Origin of the sequence: Kistimonas scapharcae, assembly GCF_039540975.1 — a bacterium.
GTDB classification, from domain to species: domain Bacteria; phylum Pseudomonadota; class Gammaproteobacteria; order Pseudomonadales; family Endozoicomonadaceae; genus Kistimonas; species Kistimonas scapharcae.
The window spans coordinates 19695-37949 of sequence record NZ_BAABFL010000081.1 but is presented as its reverse complement, the minus strand read 5'-3'; the positions used below and the strand labels follow the sequence as shown (position 1 = coordinate 37949).

The following is an 18255-nucleotide window of genomic DNA, read 5'->3' as shown; positions in this document are numbered from 1 at the left end:
AGACCATCTCCTGATGAGAACGTGGTTAGACGCTGTGCATTCTGTCGAAAGGGAAAGGAACTGAGATTGGCAGTAAAGTCACTCGGCAAGCACTTTTCAGCCAGCTCAGTGACAACAAAAAAAAATACCACCGCCCGTTAACCGGTGCGGTGGCATTGATTTTGATATTAAATCCGGAAGGTATCAGCTAACGGCTTCGCGCTTTTCCAGCTCTTCAGCCCGCAGGTCCTTACGCAGAATTTTGCCAACAGGCGTCATTGGCAGTTCTTCACGGAACTCAATCTGCTTGGGTACCTTATAGGCGGTCAGGTTCATACGGCAGTATTCTTTCATCTCATCCTGACTCAAGGAGCTGTCACTGGGAATGACAAACAGCTTCACCGCCTCGCCGGTTTTGCTGTCAGGTACACCGATGACTGCACAGTTCTCAACCTTCTCATGCTGAGCTACAACATCCTCAATCTCATTGGGATAAACGTTGAAGCCCGATACCAGCACCATATCCTTGATCCGATCAACAATGGCTACAAAACCGTCTTCGTTGATGACAGCCACATCGCCGGTCTTGAGCCAGCCATCTTCATCAAAGATTTCCGCCGTGGCATCCGGGCGCTTCCAGTAGCCCTTCATGACCTGGGGACCTTTCACGCAGAGTTCGCCACGCTCACCCACCGCCGTTTCAGTGCCATCATCGGCAACCGTCTTCAGCAGGGTGTTGGGTACAGGCAAACCGACCGTTCCAGTCTGTGCGAGATCGCCTGCCGGGTTCATACAAACAGCCGGTGAGCACTCTGTCAGCCCATAAGCCTCAGAAACTCCACAACCGGTAAACTCTTTCCAGCGACGCCCTGTATCTGCCTGCAGAGCCGTGCCGCCCGACAGGGTCAGTTTTAATCCACTGAAATCACACTTGGCGAATTCCGGGTGATTCAGCAGGCTGACAAACAATGTATTCAAACCAATGAATGCCGTAAAACGCCAGGGCTTGATCATCTTGATAAACATGGCCGTGTCGCGCGGATTGGCAATAAGGATGCTGTGGTTCCCCATTTCCACCATCGCCATCAAATGCACGGTAAAGGCATAAATGTGGTAGAGCGGCAGGGGGGCAACGATGGTTTCCTTGCCAGCCTCATGCATAGGATTGCCAGCCTCATCCTGCTGACTCAGCATAGCCTGCGCCTGCAACATATTAGAAATCATATTCCGGTGGGTCAGCATGGCCCCTTTTGCAACACCGGTTGTGCCACCGGTATATTGCAGAATTGCCACATCATCCGGCCGCGGTGCAGGCGGCTTCCGGTATTTGCCCGCATCCCCTTTTGCCAGCGCCTGCCGGAAACGGACGACACCAGACAGCTTATAGGGTTGAACCATCTTCTTGACGTATTTGGCTGCCACATTGATCAGCTGACGCTTCGGCGCTGGCAGCATATCGGCAATACTGGTGACAATCAGGTGTTCAACCGGCGTATCACTGATGATCTCTTCCACCAAATGCCCGAATACATCCATGAAAACCAGTGCACGGGCACCGGAATCATTGAACTGGTGATGCATTTCACGAGCAGTGTAGAGCGGGTTGGTATTAACAATAACCAGACCAGCCTTGAGCGCACCATAAACAGCAATGGGAAACTGCAGAAGGTTCGGCATCTGGATGGCGATGCGGTCACCGGGTTTAAGATCGGTCTGGATCTGAAGATAGGTGGCGAAACGGGTACTGTAGTCGTCGATATCCTGAAAGGTCAGGGTATGGCCGATACCGGTGAATGCAGGTCGTTGGGCATACTTACTGACGGATTCTTCAAAGACTGCCAGTATGGAACCGTACTCGTCCGGGTTGATGATATCGGGCACACCGGGTGCGCGCTTACCATGCCAGAAACTCGCTTCCATATTTTTATCACTTTTTTGTTATGTAGTTATGCGACAACCTGACATTACTGTCCATGCCCAGACATGTCACGGCATTGACATATCTGCCGACTCCCCCGAGTTCGACAGCCATTGGTTGTCCCCTGACTCTTTGTCAGCCTGATGAATCAGACAACGACGGCCTATCATAGCCTGATTTGCGACACAGTTCATGGGTAAGTTGTTGTATTTCGTGAAGACAGGTTGAAGAAACCGCTATCACGGCAGACAGCTTCCCGGGGGAGTACACCATGACACTGAATGCCACAGGGATAGCCCTTTCCCTGGTCAACCGGTTCGCAGGTTCAACACTTGCCAGCCGCTACAAACTGCGCAAACCCGCGGAACGACTGGCCTACCACGTGACGCGAACCGGTTTTCGACTGGTGGCATCCGGCCAGCAGACGCTTTCCAAAAAACGTCGCACCATCACTTCAGCAACAGACAGCAACAATCGACAGCTGTTCGATCTCTCTCTTTCAGAAGAGCAGCGTCTCATCATTGAAAACACCCAAAGACTTGCCCACACGCTGAGAGAACAGGCAGGTCAGGCAGAAAACGCCGGTTATCCAACCAAAGACGTCTTAGCCGAGTCGGAGGCTCTGGGACTGAATCTCTTTGTACTCCCTGAAGCCTGGGGCGGGATTAGCTCCGAGGCACCGGCTGAAACCATGACTCTTATCACTGAACAGCTGGCATGGGGTGACATGGGTCAGGCGATGGCACTGCTGGCACCAACCGCATGCCTATCTGCAATCAGCCGCTGGGGAGGTGCGTCTTTGCAGGCGCAATGGCTACCCCGATTTGCTGAAGGCCAGTTTCTTCCTGCCGCCATGGCAATTCATGAGAACAACATTGATTTCTCCCCAGAACAAGCCCGCTGTACGGCAACCCGTCACCGCAAAGGCTATCGCCTGAACGGCCAAAAAACACTGGTTCCATTGGCACAAACCGCGGAGTTCTTTCTTGTCAGCGCCAGGATAAACAAGAACACGCCAGCCCTGTTTCTGGTTGAACGCGAGACGAAGGGTCTTCAGATTGACACCGCGCCGGCTATGGGGCTGAGGTCGGCGGGATTTGGGACGCTTACACTATCCAATGTACAGCTCAGCCCTGATGCCTGCCTTGATCACAATTTTCAGACTGATGGCTGGCTTTCCCGCTCCCGTATCGCAGCCTCCGCCCTTGCCTGCGGCACCTCCCAGGCAGTGGTTGATTTCACCATTCCCTACTGCAACGAGCGCCAGGCTTTTGGTGAGCCCATCAGCCATCGACAAGGTGTCGCCTTTCTGCTGGCAGACATGGCTACGGAACTGGATGGCATGCGACTGATGAGCTGGCGAGCCGCCAGCCGCTGTGACCATCAGCTTTCTTATAACCGGGAAGCCTGGCTGGCCCACACCCAGTGCAGCGATAAAGGCATGATGATTGGTACTCATGGTGTGCAGCTACTCGGCGGCCACGGATTTGTGAAAGAGTATCCCGTCGAGCGCTGGTATCGCGATTTACGTGCTATTTCACTCCTCTCCGGTTCGCTGCTGGCATAAGGGACGCTGTATGTATCTGGAAACACCAAGAAAATTCAGAGGTCTGGTGAACCAGGCCAACCAGGTTGCCAGAGCTGTATTGCGCCCTATTTCGCGTAAGTATGACAGCAGGGAACACGACTACCCCGTCGAACTCGACATGCTGGCATCCCTTCTGGATGCCATGAATGATGGTGCGGGTAGCGGGACTGGCGCTGGCCGCCTTAATACTGCCAAAGGCGACAGTCAAACGGTAGTTAATGGCAGCAATCTCTCGACCGTACTGGGCTTAACGGAACTCTGCTGGGGAGATGTCGGCCTGTCTCTTAGTCTTCCCAGGCAAGGACTGGGAAATGCCGCTATTGCTGCGGTCGCAGACGATGAGCAAATGAAAAAATTCGGTCATCTGTGGGCGGCAATGGCCATTACTGAACCCCAGGCAGGTTCTGATTCAGCGGCGATCCGAGCGACAGCCAAACAAGATGGCGACGACTACATCATCAATGGTGAAAAGATCTATGTAACCAGTGGTGAGCGGGCTGATGCTGTAGTGGTATGGGCAAGTCTTGATCCGAGCCTCGGTCGTGCAGCGATTAAATCCTTTGTCGTTGAAAAAGGCACGCCCGGCATGGAAGTGGTAAGGCTGGAGAAAAAACTTGGCATCAAAGCGTCCGATACCGCAGCGATTACCTTTACCAATTGTCGTGTGCCTGCTTCACACCTGCTGGGCAATCCGAATATTGACGTACAACGAGGGTTTGGTGGCGTTATGCAAACCTTCGACAATACCCGCCCTGTCGTTGCCGCCATGGCCGTTGGTCTTGCCCGCGCCGCCCTCGAACGCACGCAGGAATTACTCAAAGCACAAGGTATTGAACCCTCCTACAAGGGGGGGCTTTATCAGCGACCCGCGCTAGAGAAGGAACTTCTGGTCATGGAAGCCGAGCTGGAGTCTGCCCGGTTGCTTACACTCAGAGCTGCATGGATGGCTGATAACGGCCAACCCAATTCCAAGGAAGCCTCCATGGCTAAAGCCAAGGCAGGTCGTACGGCCAATGCCATCACCCTGAAATGTGCTGAAATTTGCACCGTACGCGGATATACAGAAGATGAGCTGCTGGAAAAGTGGGCCCGGGACTCAAAAATCCTTGATATTTTTGAAGGTACCCAGCAGATTCAGCAATTGATCATTGCACGACGACTATTGAATAAATCATCCTCAGAATTGAAGTAACAAACATCTAATAATAACAATAATGCCAACACGCACAGTCAGCTTTGCCAATATCCTTCGTTCAGGCCTTGCCCTGACACCAGAGCTTCCACAAATAGCAACCGGTCTGGTGAAGCTGGTATCGTTGCACCCGGAACGCCGGTTATCCATTGGTCGGCTGCTGGAAAAGCAGGCGCAGCGATACGGTAAACGTCCTTTTCTTAAATACCAGGAAAAAACCTGGTCATACGACGCAGCCAATCGACAGGTCAACCGCTTCAGTCATGCACTGGCACAGGCAGGCATCCTTCCAGGTGACCGTGTTGCCATACTGATGGAAAACCGCCCTGAAACACTGCTGGCCACACTGGCCGTCATAAAGCTTGGCGCCATTGCGACCATGCTGAATACCAGTCAGCGTAATAACGCCTTATTGCACAGCCTCACTATTACAAAACCAGCATTATGTATTGTGGGTGAAGAATTAATTGAAGTCTTTGACGGTATTAAACACACGTTGTCCGAACGACCAGAGCCCCCCCATTACTTCGTTAACGATAACAGCAATAATCCCACACCTGATGGCTACGAAAATTTTGTTGAAGCCTCGGCGAACATGCCCGATACGAATCCTGATATCACCCGCACCCTGAAGCTGTCTTCTCCAGCACTGTATATTTTCACCTCCGGCACCACCGGTCTTCCCAAAGCCTCAGTGATGTCGCATTTCCGCTGGTTCAAAGCCATGGCAGGCATAGGCATGATGTCCCTGCGACTCAAACCAACAGATACTCTCTATTGCGCACTGCCCCTCTATCACAACAACGCACTGACCGTTTCACTGAGTGCTGTCATGGGAAACGGCGCATCGTTAGCGATTGCCCGAAAATTCAGTGTTAACCGGTTCTGGGACGATATACGTCATTATGGCGCTACCAGCTTCTGTTATATCGGTGAATTCTGTCGATACCTGCTGAATCACCCTGCAAGACCCAATGACGCTGACAATCCGGTAAGAACCATCATCGGCAACGGGCTGCGACCGGATATCTGGGAAGCCTTCAAGGAACGCTTCAGAATCCCATCCATTATCGAGTTTTATGGCGCCAGCGAAGTCAACCTGGTGTTTTCCAATGCCCTGAATCTGGACAAAACCGCAGGCACCTGTCCGATGACTTATGCCGTTGTCCGTTACGATGTTCAAAACGACTGCCCCGTTCGCACCCCCAAAGGATTCATGGAAAAAGTCAAGAAAGGCGAAAGCGGTCTTTTGCTGACAAAGGTGACCCGTCGTATGCCATTTGATGGTTATACGGATCAGGAAGCATCACAGAAAAAACTGTATCGCGACGTTTTTCAAGCCGGTGATTGTTACATCAATACTGGCGATCTTGTAGTCCGCCAAGGCTGGCGACACATTGCATTTTCTGACCGGATTGGCGACACCTTTCGCTGGAAAGGGGAAAATGTCGCCACATCCGAGGTTGAAGCGGCGTTTACCAACTTTCCTGCTATTGACCATGCAGTCACATACGGCATCAGCCTACCGGGAACGGATGGCCGGGCCGGAATGACGGCTCTGGTCGTCTCAGAAGCAAAAAATGCCCTCGACCTGGAAGCGCTGACACAACATGTTCGAAGACAGCTACCCGGCTATGCCGTCCCACTGTTTCTCAGAATCTGTAATTCACAACAGATGACGACAACCTTCAAATACCAGAAGACCACCTTAAAAAAGGAAGGGTTCGATTCCAGCCAGTTCAATGATCCTGTGCTGGCATTACTGCCAGGAAGCCAGCAGTATCAGCCCCTGCAAACCCATGAGCTGGAAAAAATTCGTGCCGGAAAAGTACGCTTCTGACTTATGTCAGAAGCGAGCAGGCCGGAATCTGTCAAATAATTACACCAGCCCACGTTAAAAATACGATAACCCATTGTTTTTTCGGGCAGCTCAGGCTATCCGGTGGAAATATCCCCCACCATCACATACGCTTTTTTTAGTAGTCAGTGTTTCAACGTCTACGCCATTTTCAGCCGCGCGCCAGGGATTGGATCATGTGCGGACGAAAGCCCCGCCAGTCATCACTTTCAATGAATATGGCGGCGCTCTGCCACTGCAGGTAATGGACAACAATTTATGGCAGACCAGGTCTGGGTTTTAAAGATTCTGTCCGGCCCCCATGTCGGCGCAGAAATCACTCTGGATGCAGGCCAGTACTCACTGGGCCGGCACGAAGAGTGCGACCTGGTGCTCACCGATAACACCCTCGCCGATTATCAGCTGGAAATCCTCGTTTCTGAGGATAGCGTTGATATTCGGAACCTGGCTGAAGGCCAAGGTGTCTACCTGAATGGTCAGGCTCAGGAAAACCAATTTACGCTTCAGCCCTTTGTGATCGTGACCGCGGGCAACCTGCATTTTGCCATGGCACCTGAAGGTGCCACATGGCCAGAGCTGACCATGCCAGACCTGACGGCACCGGCACCAGCGCCTTCCACTCATACCGCAGAAGAACCCGCCCATTCGGATACGTTCCAAGAGCCACAGGATGGCGAAGACATTCCGGTTCTTGACGATAGATTGTCTGACGATGAACTGTCGGAGCTCGAAGAGCAACATTCATCCGGTCCCGGCCTTATGGAACGGCTGCGTGCTTTCCTGCCGGCTTCCGGGAAAAACGTTGTGATTGTGGCAGCCGCAGCTGCACTGCTGGTCGGATTTATCAGTGTTTTTTCCTGGCTATGGCAACTCACTGATCCCGCCCTGGCCGAAAATGAAAAACCCATTTCCCATATTGTTGAAGCCGAAAAACTGCGGGTACTGCAAAACCTTGAAGATATCACCCTCAAGACATTGCCTGACGGTTCTGTCTTACTGACAGGTTATATTGTCAATGGCACGACCAAGCAAGCCTATCTGGATGCGCTCACAGAGAAGTCAGTCCTTTTCAATAATCAAATCATCGCCCTGGATGAAATGCAGGAAAATGCCATGGCGGTGCTGAAAATGCACGGTTACAAATCACTGACCGTTGCGCTGGACACACTCCCTGGCACTCTGATTCTCAGAGGTTACCTGCACACCGTCAGAGATTTGACGAAAGTCCGTGAATTACTGCATCAGGAAGTGCATGGGCTTCAAACCATCATTGATCAGCTTGAATTCCAGAATACCCGCATCAAGACGCTACGCTCCATGCTGAAAGAAAAGGCGCTGAGCCAGCGCATTAAGCTACTGGATCAGCCCGGCAAGGTGATCATGAAGGGGCGTCTCATGGACATCTCTCAGGGGTATCATCTGAAGGAAGTGGTCCGGAACTTCCGTGAAAAATACGGCAAGCGTCCTGAGCTGGTTATTGATGTCACCCTGCCATCTGCCGATCTGGCCACCCTGCAGCCCATCATCAATATCAAGAGCGTCACCATCGGCAAAGAGCCCTTTGTGATTCTGGATAACGGTGAGAAGTACCTGAAAGGCGCCAGGCTGAAAAACGGATATATACTTGAAAGTATCACCCTGGAATATCTGACGCTTCGGCTAGGCCAGGAAAGAATAAAATACTACATAGGAGGCAACCATGGCGGAAGCTGATAACGTCTCCCTGTCGCTGACAGAAGACCGTCTCAGTACCGATACGGACGGTCAGTACAGACAGGAACTGATTGACAGCCTGAATGCAGAGGCCGCGCAGCTCAAGAGCAGCAAGCAAGGCGGTCTCTCTCCCGAAGAGTTTGAGCAGACCGATGCGCTGATCAAAGCGCTGGATGACGCCGTCAAGGTGATCGAACTGACCTGGCTCAAATACCACAAGGCCTCAGGCACGCATTAAGATGGATTTATCCACTGCGATCAGGCCGAATGCTTGCACGTCTGTGGACTAGACTTAATAGAGTCGCGGGGAACAGGGAGAGGTTCTTATGTCGATTTTGAATAACGGAACAAACAGCATCAGCTTTGATCAGGCAACGGATCGCCTGTCCAATAAGTTGTCTGAATTTGAAAGCAAGCTGGAAACGTCCATGCAGGATCTTGACCCCAGTAACCTGGCCGACATGATCAAACTGCAGCAGGATGTGAATAAACTCACCATGCTCTACAGCGTAGACAGCTCGGTCGTCAAAGCCGTCAAGGATACCGCGCAGGGCATTATTCAAAAGATCAACTGATTCAGGGATTTAGGGGGGAACCAGGGACATGGTCACCGTAGAAACCTTAAGACTGCTGGCCGATATCGGGTTTATGGCTACCAGCAATGGGATGTCAGGCCAGGCCAAGTCTATTTTCAAGGCCATCGGTCACATTCGCCCCAACAGTGTTCTGCCACACATTGGCATGGCACTGAACCATCTCAACCTGAACCAGTTTCAGGATGCATTGGATGTGCTTGAAAAGAAAGCCCTGAAGATCGAGCCAGACAATCCTACCGTTCGTGCCTTTATTGGTATGTCACTGATGTTGATGGGTCGCAACAGCGAAAGTGAAAAGTTCCTGACACCGCTGACATCATCCGATGATCCGCTGGCTGCCAACCTGGCAGAGAACCTGCTGCAGGAACTCAAGCATCACGCTGACAAGAAAAGCGCACCGCCAAAAGCCCCGCATTGAGCAGTACCGGGGCTTTACTGTTCCTTTTGCAGCCACTGCAATAGATTTGCCTCCAGCGGCTCATCTGCCTCTAGACTCAGCAGCCAGTTTTCATACACTTCGACTAATTGATCACAAGCCACTTGGTCCAGCCTTTCGATAACATTCACTAACTCAGGCATTACAGGCGTTGTGAAATAATCAGAATCCAGCATCACATATCGACCTTCCCTGTTATTGGGGGCCGCGAGCAGTTCAATAGAATCCGGTAAACAGTAAAAAACCGGAATATCTCCCCTCGTCCAGGCACGAACGATGTCATCTCGATGACGTGTTATCGGTTCACCAGGGCCTTCTGTTTTCCCATGCTCTCTGATCATCCGATCAGCCATGCTGTTTTCGGTTTTATAGAGTGCCTTCAAGGAAGGCTCACAGAACACATGTAACTTGTTGATATCAGATATTTGCTGCCTATGCTGGTGATGTGTCAGCACAGGGGAGCTGACGGGTAATCCAGTGAGTCCGTTAAGAAAGCGGGTAATCAAGCCTGATTTAGCCATAACCAACTGCAGCGCCTGCCGAAACCCTTCTGCCACAACGGAAGCGTATTGGCTGTGCTGATGAGGATCGTCAGCGATATCATCACTTTCCTCCCAGAACACACCAATTCTGGTTTTAGACAGTGATGATATTTCCCATATCAAACCACCGACATTGGCCACATCTTCAGCGAAACCTGCCACAACCGACTGAGTAAAGCTCCGCTTTGCATCTACCAGATACGGCATCTCATTCTTAACAAGAATATTGTTGTGGTGAGCATCTCCCTGCCCAGTTACCAGCAGGAAGGCCGACAACCACCCTAATCGGCGATAAAACGATTCAGACCACTCATTGCGAGGTGTATTGACGTCCAGATACTCAGAATATCCATAATGGCATTCTGAATGACGCACAGTTTCGACTTTAGCGACTTGTTTCAAGCAACCGAATACTGGTTCACCAGCCCATTGATTAAATAATTCTGTCAGACTCAACGTTTCATTCTTCTGGTGACTGTTCACCAGCAGGGTTTCAATACGCAGGTCTCTGGGTTTGTATAAAATTGACTCTTCATGGCTGAATCGAACACGTGTCGTTCCCTGAAAGCTTTGATCCGTTAGCGGTTCAAGGCCTGCAATTCGCAGATCATCCTGATTACCAGAATTCAGGACGGTTTCAATCAGTGACTGGCTATCGTTATTCAATCGTCGCAACAATGTTTTTATTGCCTGAAGATCAGCAACCAAGCCTGCTTTTAGCTGCCGCCCCCACAACGGAAAATGATCCAGCAACGCCTGTGCCGGCATTTTGCAGGGATCAATGGAAATGGCTGATTTCGAACAGATGGCCTGAAGCTGATTCAGTTGCTCACTGAGCTTGGCAACAATCGGCGCTGTCAGTGTCGGTATAACCTCGTCTATCTGCCATCGGTCAGCTGTGAGCCTACTGTCTAACAGCGGATACAAATAACGATTGAGAACTGGCTGAATCAGTCCCGCTGTCCATTCATCTGGATATTCGGTGGTCTGCAGAATCTGCCAAATTCTCTTTTTTGAAAGCGACGCTGTCACTTTACCCGCATCCGATAGCTGCAGATAACGCCTCGGCTGAATCACCGGTTGTCTGGTCGTTTTCTTCAGCAAGTGATGCTTCAACCCCCACAGGATATTGAACATCACCAGAGGCCGAGCCAAGGCAATATTGGTACAGAGCTGATCTACACCTGCGCCCAACAGTGCACCTTCCAGCACCGCAGTCTGAAGTTGGGCATCGACCAGGTGGTTGATACCATCGAAGCAAACAGCAGCTTCAGACCCCATCAGCACCCTGCGCCCACGTGGGAGGGTTTCAATGACCACAGCGTCGTCCAGCAGGTTTGACGCATAATGCCCGAAAACAGTGGCCATTGATAAACCCGGATAATGACCAGACGGCTGAAATGTGATGCGATCAGCCTGCCGCCCCAATCTCTCCACTAATGCCATATAACGATCTACAGAAGCTGACCAGGAAAACTGCCTCTCGACCCGACATTGTCCGGCAGCCCCAATCTCTTCTCTCTGCTCATTGTCTGCTACCAGTACCATCAAAACCTGTGACAAAGCTGCCACATCAACCGCCACTGTCTGTGCTGACGCCAGCAGGTTACGCTCAGGTTCATAGTAAGCTGTGGGAGCGACCAGGGCATCAATATCGCCCCAGCTCGTCGGGATGAGATAGCCGGAATGCCCATGCTCAACCAGATCCCGATAGCCATCCCAGTCAGATAACACCACGGGCAAACCAGCAGCCATAGCTTCCAAGGGGGCAAGACCAAAGGTTTCCTGGGGATTATCAGCCAGAGAAACAAAGATATCTGCTGCTGCGTAAATGGTACTGCGTTCATCAGGCGCCATATCAAAGTTGAAGAGAACCCGATCCTCTATCGCCAGTTGCCCCGCGGTCCGCGCCAGGGACACCACATAATCATCACTGGCTGATGACTGGCCACTGATATACAACACAACATCCTGAGAATGCTTTATCGCTTCCTCACTCACAATCTCGTTAAGCGCGAGAATCAATGGATGAAGATCCATTTTGTTCCCGGCATCAATCCTGCCAAGGTACAGAATAATAATGGCGTTTTGAGGCAGTTCTAGCACGTCTCTCGCCAACGTTTTATTGATGGACGGAAAGTCCGACAGTTCAACCCCCAGAGGCAAAAACTCAATACTGCAATGCTCTCTGATGGTTACACTATGCCGATCAGCCAGCTGCTGCTGAACATCACGCATCAGTTTTTCCATTGCCTGCAGAGCTGCATTGCTGGCGCACAGCAGGGCATCACAGGATTTTTGGGGAGAGAGGCACAGGTTTCTTGTGGTCGACAGAGCAACATCCTGACACAAGGAATGAACCCGCCCCGTTACAGGAAACAATCGGGATGCATAAGCCTCCCTTAATTCCAGCAATGGTGCAATATAATGATCGCCACAATGAAATACAGAGTAGTCATACTCAGACAAGCACATCGGTAGCAGGTGCAATGGGTAAACCTGAATCCCAGCTTCCAGCCCATAAACATGAAGGTATTGCGTCCAATAAGCATCTACGTCAGGACAGTCATCGGCTACCATGAAAAAGTGATACTCAGAGAAGTCACTGTATCGCACCAGCGCCTGAAGAAAGCCTATATTCGCCACCCGTAAGCCGTTTTGATATCCCTCTCTTCCTGACTCCGCCGGAGAAAGGATGGTGGCAAACCGTAGCATTGTTTTAGCCATGCCGGTCAAGGCATCATCATGAGGTTAATACCACCGCCACCGCCAGGCTCATTGATAATATCCCGCACATACAGGAAACAGCTGCCAAAGCTCTCCAAGGCTTCCTGAAACTGGTCCAGTTGCAATCCAGACTCCTGCAAACGTCTGTGGAGCCAGTAATGATCATCATCTTCATTGATGCTGAGGCACGCACGTTGAGCACGAATCAAAGGCAGGCTTTTTTCTGCCAGTTTCATTGCCAGCTCCCGCCGTTTATCATCCCCTTCAGGTAACGCTGCAAGCTGGGCTTCCAGATAGACACGCCCGGCACGGGTATAGCAAAGGACATCAAACCCATTCATTTTGAGGGTATAGCACCCCTCTTCCGGCGTGATCGGGTCAAGCTGGTTCACGTGGGTTAACTCATCCATCAATGCAGTCAGACTCATGGTTCGACCATCCCTGTCAGTGGCTGATGCTGTTCGATAATTGCGTGTTATTTACAACAGTCTAGCAAGCGTCTGTTATTCGGCATTCAGACATAAAAAAACCGATCCTTAAGGATCGGTTTTCTCGTTGCTAACACTCTGCGATATCAGGCAAACTGACGTACCCCGTTGGGCACAAGATCTACCGAAAGTTTTTTAAAGCAGAGAATTAACAGGACAAATGCTACCAGTGATGTAATGAAGCCCACAGTCATGGAATCAGTCATTCCCATCGCCAGATAGCCAAAAAATGCCACCAGCGCAACGCCGCCACTGTAGGGCAACTGGGTCATAACATGGTCAATATGATGACAAGATGCCCCTGTCGAAGAAAGGATAGTGGTATCAGAAATCGGCGAGCAGTGATCCCCAAAGACCGCCCCGGCCAGAACGGCGGACATAATCGGCAACAACTGTGCGATCTCAGTACCGGCCGCCATATCACCGGCAATGGGCAGCATGATACCAAACGTACCCCAACTAGTGCCGGTCGCAAACGCCATGATGCCTGAGATCACGAACAGCAACGCCGGGATCATGGACGCATCAATGGAACCGCTCACCAACCCTGCGAGATACTTGCCAGTATCCAGGTTACTAATGACATCAATCAACACCCAGGCCAGCACCAGAATATATATGGCATCCAGCATGGACTTGGCACCATCGACAAATGCCTCTGTCACCATGCCTGACGGCAGCTTGTGACGTAACAGCATCAGGATGGATACCAGTAGGCCGACACTACCGCCCATCACCAGCGACGTTGCCACATCGGTATGCTCAAAGGCGCCCAGTACAGTAAAGCTTTGTCCAGCTGCGGCCTGAGCCTGCGCTCCGGTCCACAGGATCGAAAATACCGTGGCAATCACCAGTACGATGATGGGAATCACCAAATCCCCCACATGCCCCTTATCACACTCGGTGATTTCAATTGCACCGGGCGGTTCCCCCTTCGACGGATCATACAGCTGACCTTCCTGCGCCAGCAGTTCATGCCGCTTCATGGGGCCAACATTGAGATCCATCCAGGCAGCCAGAACAACCAGCGCCAGTGCAAAAATGGCATACAGGTTCATCGGCACCATGGAGACAAAAGCAGCAAACGGGGTAATATCGGTCACGCCATGGGTCAACATGACAGAACCAATCAAAGCAATGATGTAAGCCCCCCAGCTGGAGATCGGTGTAATGACACAGACCGGCGCGGCAGTAGAATCCAGGAGGTAAGCCAACTTGGCCCGGGAAATCCGATGCCTGTCCGACAGAGGCCGGCTGATATTACCCACGGCCAGACTGTTAAAGTAATCATCAATAAAAATGATAATACCGAGCATAACAGTCAGTAACTGAGAGCCTTTCCGGGTCTGTATACGCTTACGCGCCCACTCCCCAAACGCACGTGTGCCCCCGGCCAGCGTAATCAGGCTGGTCATGACACCAAGAATGACCAGAAACAGCAGAATAAACACATTCCACTTATTCAAGCCATCATCCCAGAACACTTTCAGAAAGGCGGAAGAGAGGTATTTCACAAACAGGGCAGGGTCAAAACTGGTCAGCAGCAGAGCGCCGCAAACAATACCGGCCGCCAATGACAGCAATACCTTGCGGGTAATCACTGCCAGACCAATGGCGACGGCGGGCGCCGCCAGAGAAAGGGACGAAAACTCGAAACTCGCTAATTCCATAACTTCTGATCTCTTGAACAGGTACAACTGTAGTCCAAAACAGTCACCCTGGTGATAGACGATCAGGAGCGCGATTGATGCTGCAAAAAGGCCTGCACCCAAAAAGTCAGTACATTCACTTTTCCCACAGCGGTAGCACTCCACGGACCCGGCATCCATCCGCTCTCATCGCGACAAGCAGACGATGACGGATTACACCTAATGGCATGTGTACCGCAGACAATTGCCTGCGGAATACACCGTGACAGTGTGGCGTCTCTTAAACGACACACCAGCCGATGGCACTGACACGCTGAACCGGCTTCGGCGGTGTTTCCTTTCACAGGAGATCTCGGGCGTCACCCTACTTCCTGTTACTCTTAAGCACCGCGCCTCTACCAAGAGGAAGACCCCCGCAGTATGCCCCACAGAAAACTTCGCGACAACGAAACACGTACATTCCACCCGCTTTTGCCACTTACACTTACTTCGCCGTCAGTCTTGCTGACAGGTAGCGGTTAGCAGGTATGGAGTATCAGAAATGAAAAAGCAGAAGACAGCAGAAAGGTAACCGCTTGCGCCATGTCATCCCCCTTGCCTGCAAAGACAGGGGGTACAGAAACAGGCGCTCACGGTGTCAACGGAGACGATGACGGCTTATCACGTGTCCGTCAGTGCTCTTTCTTTCCCAGCTTGTCAATCAGGAAACAGGCGACAACTGCCGTGGCCGCAAAACCACCGAGAAAAATCAGGGGCATTGCCGAGTAGCCAAGAATATTCCAGATAATCGCTTCCAGTGTGCTCATGGGTAAACTCCTTGGTGTTATCCGGCTTACTGCCAGCCTTCAATGCCGCTCATATCCGGCAGCTGATGGGCAATCCCCTTATGGCAGTCAATACAGGTTTTCTCACCTGACGCCAACGCGGAGCTATGCATCTTCATGGAACGCTGCCCCTGCTCAGAGAAATCCATATACTCAAAGTTATGGCAGTTACGGCACTCCTGGGAGTCATTGGCTTTCATCCTGGCCCATTCCCGGGTCGCCATCTCCAGTCGATGCGCCTCATATTTCTCACGGGTGTCAATCTTGCCCGTCATCTTACCCCAAAGCTCCTTGCTGGCCTGGATTTTCCGGACAATCTTGGGTCCCCACTCTTTGGGTACATGACAATCAGGGCAGCTGGCGCGCACACCAGAGCGATTGCTGTAATGGATGGTATCCTTGTACTCCTCGTACACATTGTTCTTCATCTCGTGACAACCGATGCAGAACTCTTCCTGGTTTGTCATTTCCAGACCGGTATTGAATCCGCCCCAGAAAACAATGCCGGCGACAAAGCCAAAGGCCAGGACGGCCCAGAGAGCGATGGCGGCGGGCCGGGTCAATATGCGCCAGTAGCGCGTTATCACTGCAGGTATTTTCATATGTCAGCCTTCCGTCCGGATCTTATTCGTTGTTCAAGGTTTCAACAGACTTGAAGCGGTTCTTGATCAGGGGTTTGGCATCTGCCTGTGTCACATGGCACTGGGTGCAGAAATACCGCAGTGGTGAAACATCCGCCAGCTGCTTGCTGTCCCGGGTTTCGAAGTGGGTGATGCTGATCTTGGTGGCCCCGGTCTGCTTGTAATTCTTCCAGCTATGGCAGCTCAGGCATTTATTGCTGTTCTTGTCGATCCGGTAACCGCGGATCTGGTGAGGAATCAGGGGAGGCTGCAGCACATAATCCCTGGCAATCGTCTCCTGATCCCGGTGTATTTTTTTCATCGGTTCCGCTTTTGGCACCACATCCAGTTCAGGGGCGCCACGCAGCGAGTGCACATCTTCGGCGAGGGCCATTCCGGTAACACCCAGAATAGAGAGCAGGCCGGCAAGCAGCACGGCACGGAATCCATTCTTTTTTTCATTCAATATGTTATGCATTAGTGCTTCTCCGCCTGTCTGGAAAATCGTGTTCTGAATTCAAAAACGTCCCTGGCGCAAACGTCGATACAACGTCCGCACCGGGTGCAATCGGTTGCGATAAGCTCGGGGCCCAAACCTTTGGCCTCACCTTTCAATGCCGGAGGCAGGATCTGTGCTTCCGGGCAGACGGCATAACAGTCCATGCAGTCATCACACTGCTGTCGCCGTGTTGCCGAAACACGCAGGGGGCTGATGCGCCCCAGCTGGGCATAGAAAGCCCCCAAAGGACACAGGTGACCACACCAGCCATGCCGCGTGACCAGCAAATCCAGCAGAAAAACCGCCATTACCAGGAACCATCCCGTTCCCATGCCGAACAACAGTCCGCGACTCAGCTGCGAAACAGGATTAATCCATTCCCAGGCAAGCAGCCCCGTCGCCACAGGCGTCAGTAAGACGGTCCCCAACAACCAGAGACGCGCATTGCGGGATAACTTATGACTGGTTCGAATACCCAGTTTCCGGCGCAGGCTGGCTGCAGCATCGGTGATCATATTGACCGGACACACCCAGCTGCAGAACACCCGCCCCCCAGCCAAGGCATAAAATCCGCCCACAATGACGGCCCCGGTCAATGCAGCCCATTCCGGAACATGCCCACCCAACAGGCTTTGCAGCACAGCCAGCGGATCCGCCAGGGGAACCGTATCAAGAACCACACTGGCACTCAGGTTTCCTTTCAGCCACCAGACACCGGCCAGAGGGCCAAGTAAAAAGAGTCCCATGACGGCCAACTGTGACAGCCGACGTAACAGCAACCACTGATGCGCCTTCAACCAGCCTTTGACGACAATGGCTTCCTTACCTGGCCAGGTATTCATAAGCCACCTCCCGGCAACCGGTCCGGCAGATCCAGAGCCTCGGGAATCAGCGATTCCCCGGCTTTGTCCTTCTCTTCCCAGCCCAACCGGTAGTGGTTCCCCACTTCACCCAGCGCCAACTCCCGCGGCAACACCTTTATGGCTGCAGTCTCCAGCACACAGGCTTTCTCACACTGGCCGCACCCCGTGCAACTGTCTGGGTTAACCACGGGTTCAAAGACCGCGTGTCGGCCAGTTCTACTGTTACGTGAAACCACTAGCGAGATGGCCTCATCCAATAGCGGACAGACCCGGTAACAAACATCACAGCGAAGCCCCTGCAGATTGAGACAGTTCTGTCGATCAATCAGGACAGCCAGCCCCATCCGGGCTTCATTGATATCGGTTAGTGCATGATCCAGCGCCCCGCTGGGGCAGGCTGGGACACAGGGAATGTCATCGCACATCAGGCAGGGATTTTCCCGAGCCTCAAAGTAAGGCGTTCCCGTCACAGCAGGCTCTGAAAACGTCGCCAGCGTCAGGATGTCCCAGGGACACGCTTCAACGCACAACCCACAGCGCAAGCAAGCCCCCAGGAAGTCCGGCTCCGGCAGGGCGCCGGGTGGCGGTAAAGCCTGTGCACCCTGACTGCGGCCGGGACTGACCAGCAACGTCAAACCCAGCCCCGCGATCCCCGCGGCGCAGGCAGCCTGCGCGCTTCCCGCCAGGAACCGGCGCCGGCTCAAGGTCCGTCGCTGGACACTCGCATGATGGCTGTCCGGGTCGCGGGGTGCGCCTGTCATGG

The 18255-nt window shown here is 52.3% G+C and carries 16 protein-coding genes and 1 riboswitch; of the genes, 7 read left to right on the top strand and 9 right to left on the bottom strand.

Going from position 1 to position 18255, the window contains the following annotated elements:
• Positions 1-183: 183 nt before the first annotated feature.
• Positions 184-1899, bottom strand: coding sequence for an AMP-binding protein (locus ABD892_RS04665; protein WP_345194209.1), 1716 nt, complete (start codon positions 1897-1899; stop codon positions 184-186).
• Between the two features lie 269 nt (positions 1900-2168).
• Here ABD892_RS04665 and ABD892_RS04660 point away from each other — a divergent pair, with 269 nt between their 5' ends.
• The 7 genes from ABD892_RS04660 (at position 2169) to ABD892_RS04630 (ending at position 9262) form a co-directional block, all read left to right on the top strand.
• On the top strand, positions 2169-3464 hold the full coding sequence (locus ABD892_RS04660; protein ID WP_345194208.1) for an acyl-CoA dehydrogenase family protein: 1296 nt from the start codon (positions 2169-2171) through the stop codon (positions 3462-3464).
• 10 nt (positions 3465-3474) lie between these two features.
• Positions 3475-4677, top strand: coding sequence for an acyl-CoA dehydrogenase family protein (locus tag ABD892_RS04655; protein WP_345194207.1), 1203 nt, complete (start codon positions 3475-3477; stop codon positions 4675-4677).
• A gap of 22 nt (positions 4678-4699) precedes the next feature.
• On the top strand, positions 4700-6517 hold the full coding sequence (locus tag ABD892_RS04650) for a long-chain-acyl-CoA synthetase (protein WP_345194206.1): 1818 nt from the start codon (positions 4700-4702) through the stop codon (positions 6515-6517).
• Positions 6518-6793: 276 nt separating this feature from the next.
• Positions 6794-8248, top strand: coding sequence for a type III secretion system inner membrane ring subunit SctD (gene sctD / locus ABD892_RS04645; protein ID WP_345194205.1), 1455 nt, complete (start codon positions 6794-6796; stop codon positions 8246-8248).
• Complete coding sequence (locus tag ABD892_RS04640) at positions 8235-8486, top strand: EscE/YscE/SsaE family type III secretion system needle protein co-chaperone (protein WP_211824706.1); 252 nt, start codon at positions 8235-8237, stop codon at positions 8484-8486. The genes sctD and ABD892_RS04640 overlap by 14 nt, the downstream gene beginning before the upstream one ends.
• A gap of 88 nt (positions 8487-8574) precedes the next feature.
• Positions 8575-8823: an EscF/YscF/HrpA family type III secretion system needle major subunit gene (locus tag ABD892_RS04635; RefSeq protein WP_345194203.1), complete on the top strand. Its 249-nt coding sequence runs from the start codon at positions 8575-8577 to the stop codon at positions 8821-8823.
• Between the two features lie 28 nt (positions 8824-8851).
• Positions 8852-9262, top strand: a complete 411-nt coding sequence (locus ABD892_RS04630) for a tetratricopeptide repeat protein (RefSeq protein WP_345194202.1) — start codon at positions 8852-8854, stop codon at positions 9260-9262.
• Positions 9263-9276: 14 nt separating this feature from the next.
• Here ABD892_RS04630 and ABD892_RS04625 read toward each other — a convergent pair whose 3' ends face one another.
• The 8 genes from ABD892_RS04625 to napG form a co-directional block, all read right to left on the bottom strand.
• On the bottom strand, positions 9277-12549 hold the full coding sequence (locus ABD892_RS04625) for a glycosyltransferase (RefSeq protein ID WP_345194201.1): 3273 nt from the start codon (positions 12547-12549) through the stop codon (positions 9277-9279).
• 5 nt (positions 12550-12554) lie between these two features.
• On the bottom strand, positions 12555-12977 hold the full coding sequence (locus tag ABD892_RS04620; RefSeq protein WP_345194199.1) for a CesT family type III secretion system chaperone: 423 nt from the start codon (positions 12975-12977) through the stop codon (positions 12555-12557).
• A gap of 146 nt (positions 12978-13123) precedes the next feature.
• On the bottom strand, positions 13124-14707 hold the full coding sequence (locus tag ABD892_RS04615; RefSeq protein WP_345194198.1) for a Na+/H+ antiporter NhaC family protein: 1584 nt from the start codon (positions 14705-14707) through the stop codon (positions 13124-13126).
• Positions 14708-14832: 125 nt separating this feature from the next.
• Positions 14833-15092, bottom strand: a riboswitch (Lysine riboswitch).
• A gap of 265 nt (positions 15093-15357) precedes the next feature.
• Positions 15358-15492: a TIGR02808 family protein gene (locus ABD892_RS04610; protein ID WP_345194197.1), complete on the bottom strand. Its 135-nt coding sequence runs from the start codon at positions 15490-15492 to the stop codon at positions 15358-15360.
• 26 nt (positions 15493-15518) lie between these two features.
• Positions 15519-16112: a cytochrome c3 family protein gene (locus ABD892_RS04605; RefSeq protein ID WP_345194195.1), complete on the bottom strand. Its 594-nt coding sequence runs from the start codon at positions 16110-16112 to the stop codon at positions 15519-15521.
• A gap of 22 nt (positions 16113-16134) precedes the next feature.
• Positions 16135-16608: a nitrate reductase cytochrome c-type subunit gene (locus ABD892_RS04600; protein WP_345194194.1), complete on the bottom strand. Its 474-nt coding sequence runs from the start codon at positions 16606-16608 to the stop codon at positions 16135-16137.
• Positions 16608-17471: a quinol dehydrogenase ferredoxin subunit NapH gene (napH, locus tag ABD892_RS04595; RefSeq protein WP_345194193.1), complete on the bottom strand. Its 864-nt coding sequence runs from the start codon at positions 17469-17471 to the stop codon at positions 16608-16610. Before napH ends, ABD892_RS04600 begins: the two co-directional genes overlap by 1 nt.
• Positions 17468-18253, bottom strand: a complete 786-nt coding sequence (napG, locus tag ABD892_RS04590; protein WP_345194192.1) for a ferredoxin-type protein NapG — start codon at positions 18251-18253, stop codon at positions 17468-17470. Before napG ends, napH begins: the two co-directional genes overlap by 4 nt.
• Between the last annotated feature and the right edge of the window lie 2 nt (positions 18254-18255).

Bases quoted from the DNA above. Each gene is read 5' to 3' on its own strand.
- ABD892_RS04640 (WP_211824706.1), top strand. From the start codon at position 8,235: ATGGCGGAAGCTGATAACGTCTCCCTGTCGCTGACAGAAGACCGTCTC.
- sctD (WP_345194205.1), top strand. From the start codon at position 6,794: ATGGCAGACCAGGTCTGGGTTTTAAAGATTCTGTCCGGCCCCCATGTC.
- napH (WP_345194193.1), bottom strand. From the start codon at position 17,471: ATGAATACCTGGCCAGGTAAGGAAGCCATTGTCGTCAAAGGCTGGTTG.
- ABD892_RS04650 (WP_345194206.1), top strand. From the start codon at position 4,700: ATGCCAACACGCACAGTCAGCTTTGCCAATATCCTTCGTTCAGGCCTT.
- ABD892_RS04615 (WP_345194198.1), bottom strand. From the start codon at position 14,707: ATGGAATTAGCGAGTTTCGAGTTTTCGTCCCTTTCTCTGGCGGCGCCC.
- ABD892_RS04610 (WP_345194197.1), bottom strand. From the start codon at position 15,492: ATGAGCACACTGGAAGCGATTATCTGGAATATTCTTGGCTACTCGGCA.
- ABD892_RS04665 (WP_345194209.1), bottom strand. From the start codon at position 1,899: ATGGAAGCGAGTTTCTGGCATGGTAAGCGCGCACCCGGTGTGCCCGAT.
- ABD892_RS04655 (WP_345194207.1), top strand. From the start codon at position 3,475: ATGTATCTGGAAACACCAAGAAAATTCAGAGGTCTGGTGAACCAGGCC.
- ABD892_RS04660 (WP_345194208.1), top strand. From the start codon at position 2,169: ATGACACTGAATGCCACAGGGATAGCCCTTTCCCTGGTCAACCGGTTC.
- ABD892_RS04630 (WP_345194202.1), top strand. From the start codon at position 8,852: ATGGTCACCGTAGAAACCTTAAGACTGCTGGCCGATATCGGGTTTATG.
- napG (WP_345194192.1), bottom strand. From the start codon at position 18,253: ATGACAGGCGCACCCCGCGACCCGGACAGCCATCATGCGAGTGTCCAG.
- ABD892_RS04625 (WP_345194201.1), bottom strand. From the start codon at position 12,549: ATGGCTAAAACAATGCTACGGTTTGCCACCATCCTTTCTCCGGCGGAG.
- ABD892_RS04620 (WP_345194199.1), bottom strand. From the start codon at position 12,977: ATGAGTCTGACTGCATTGATGGATGAGTTAACCCACGTGAACCAGCTT.
- ABD892_RS04600 (WP_345194194.1), bottom strand. From the start codon at position 16,608: ATGCATAACATATTGAATGAAAAAAAGAATGGATTCCGTGCCGTGCTG.
- ABD892_RS04635 (WP_345194203.1), top strand. From the start codon at position 8,575: ATGTCGATTTTGAATAACGGAACAAACAGCATCAGCTTTGATCAGGCA.
- ABD892_RS04605 (WP_345194195.1), bottom strand. From the start codon at position 16,112: ATGAAAATACCTGCAGTGATAACGCGCTACTGGCGCATATTGACCCGG.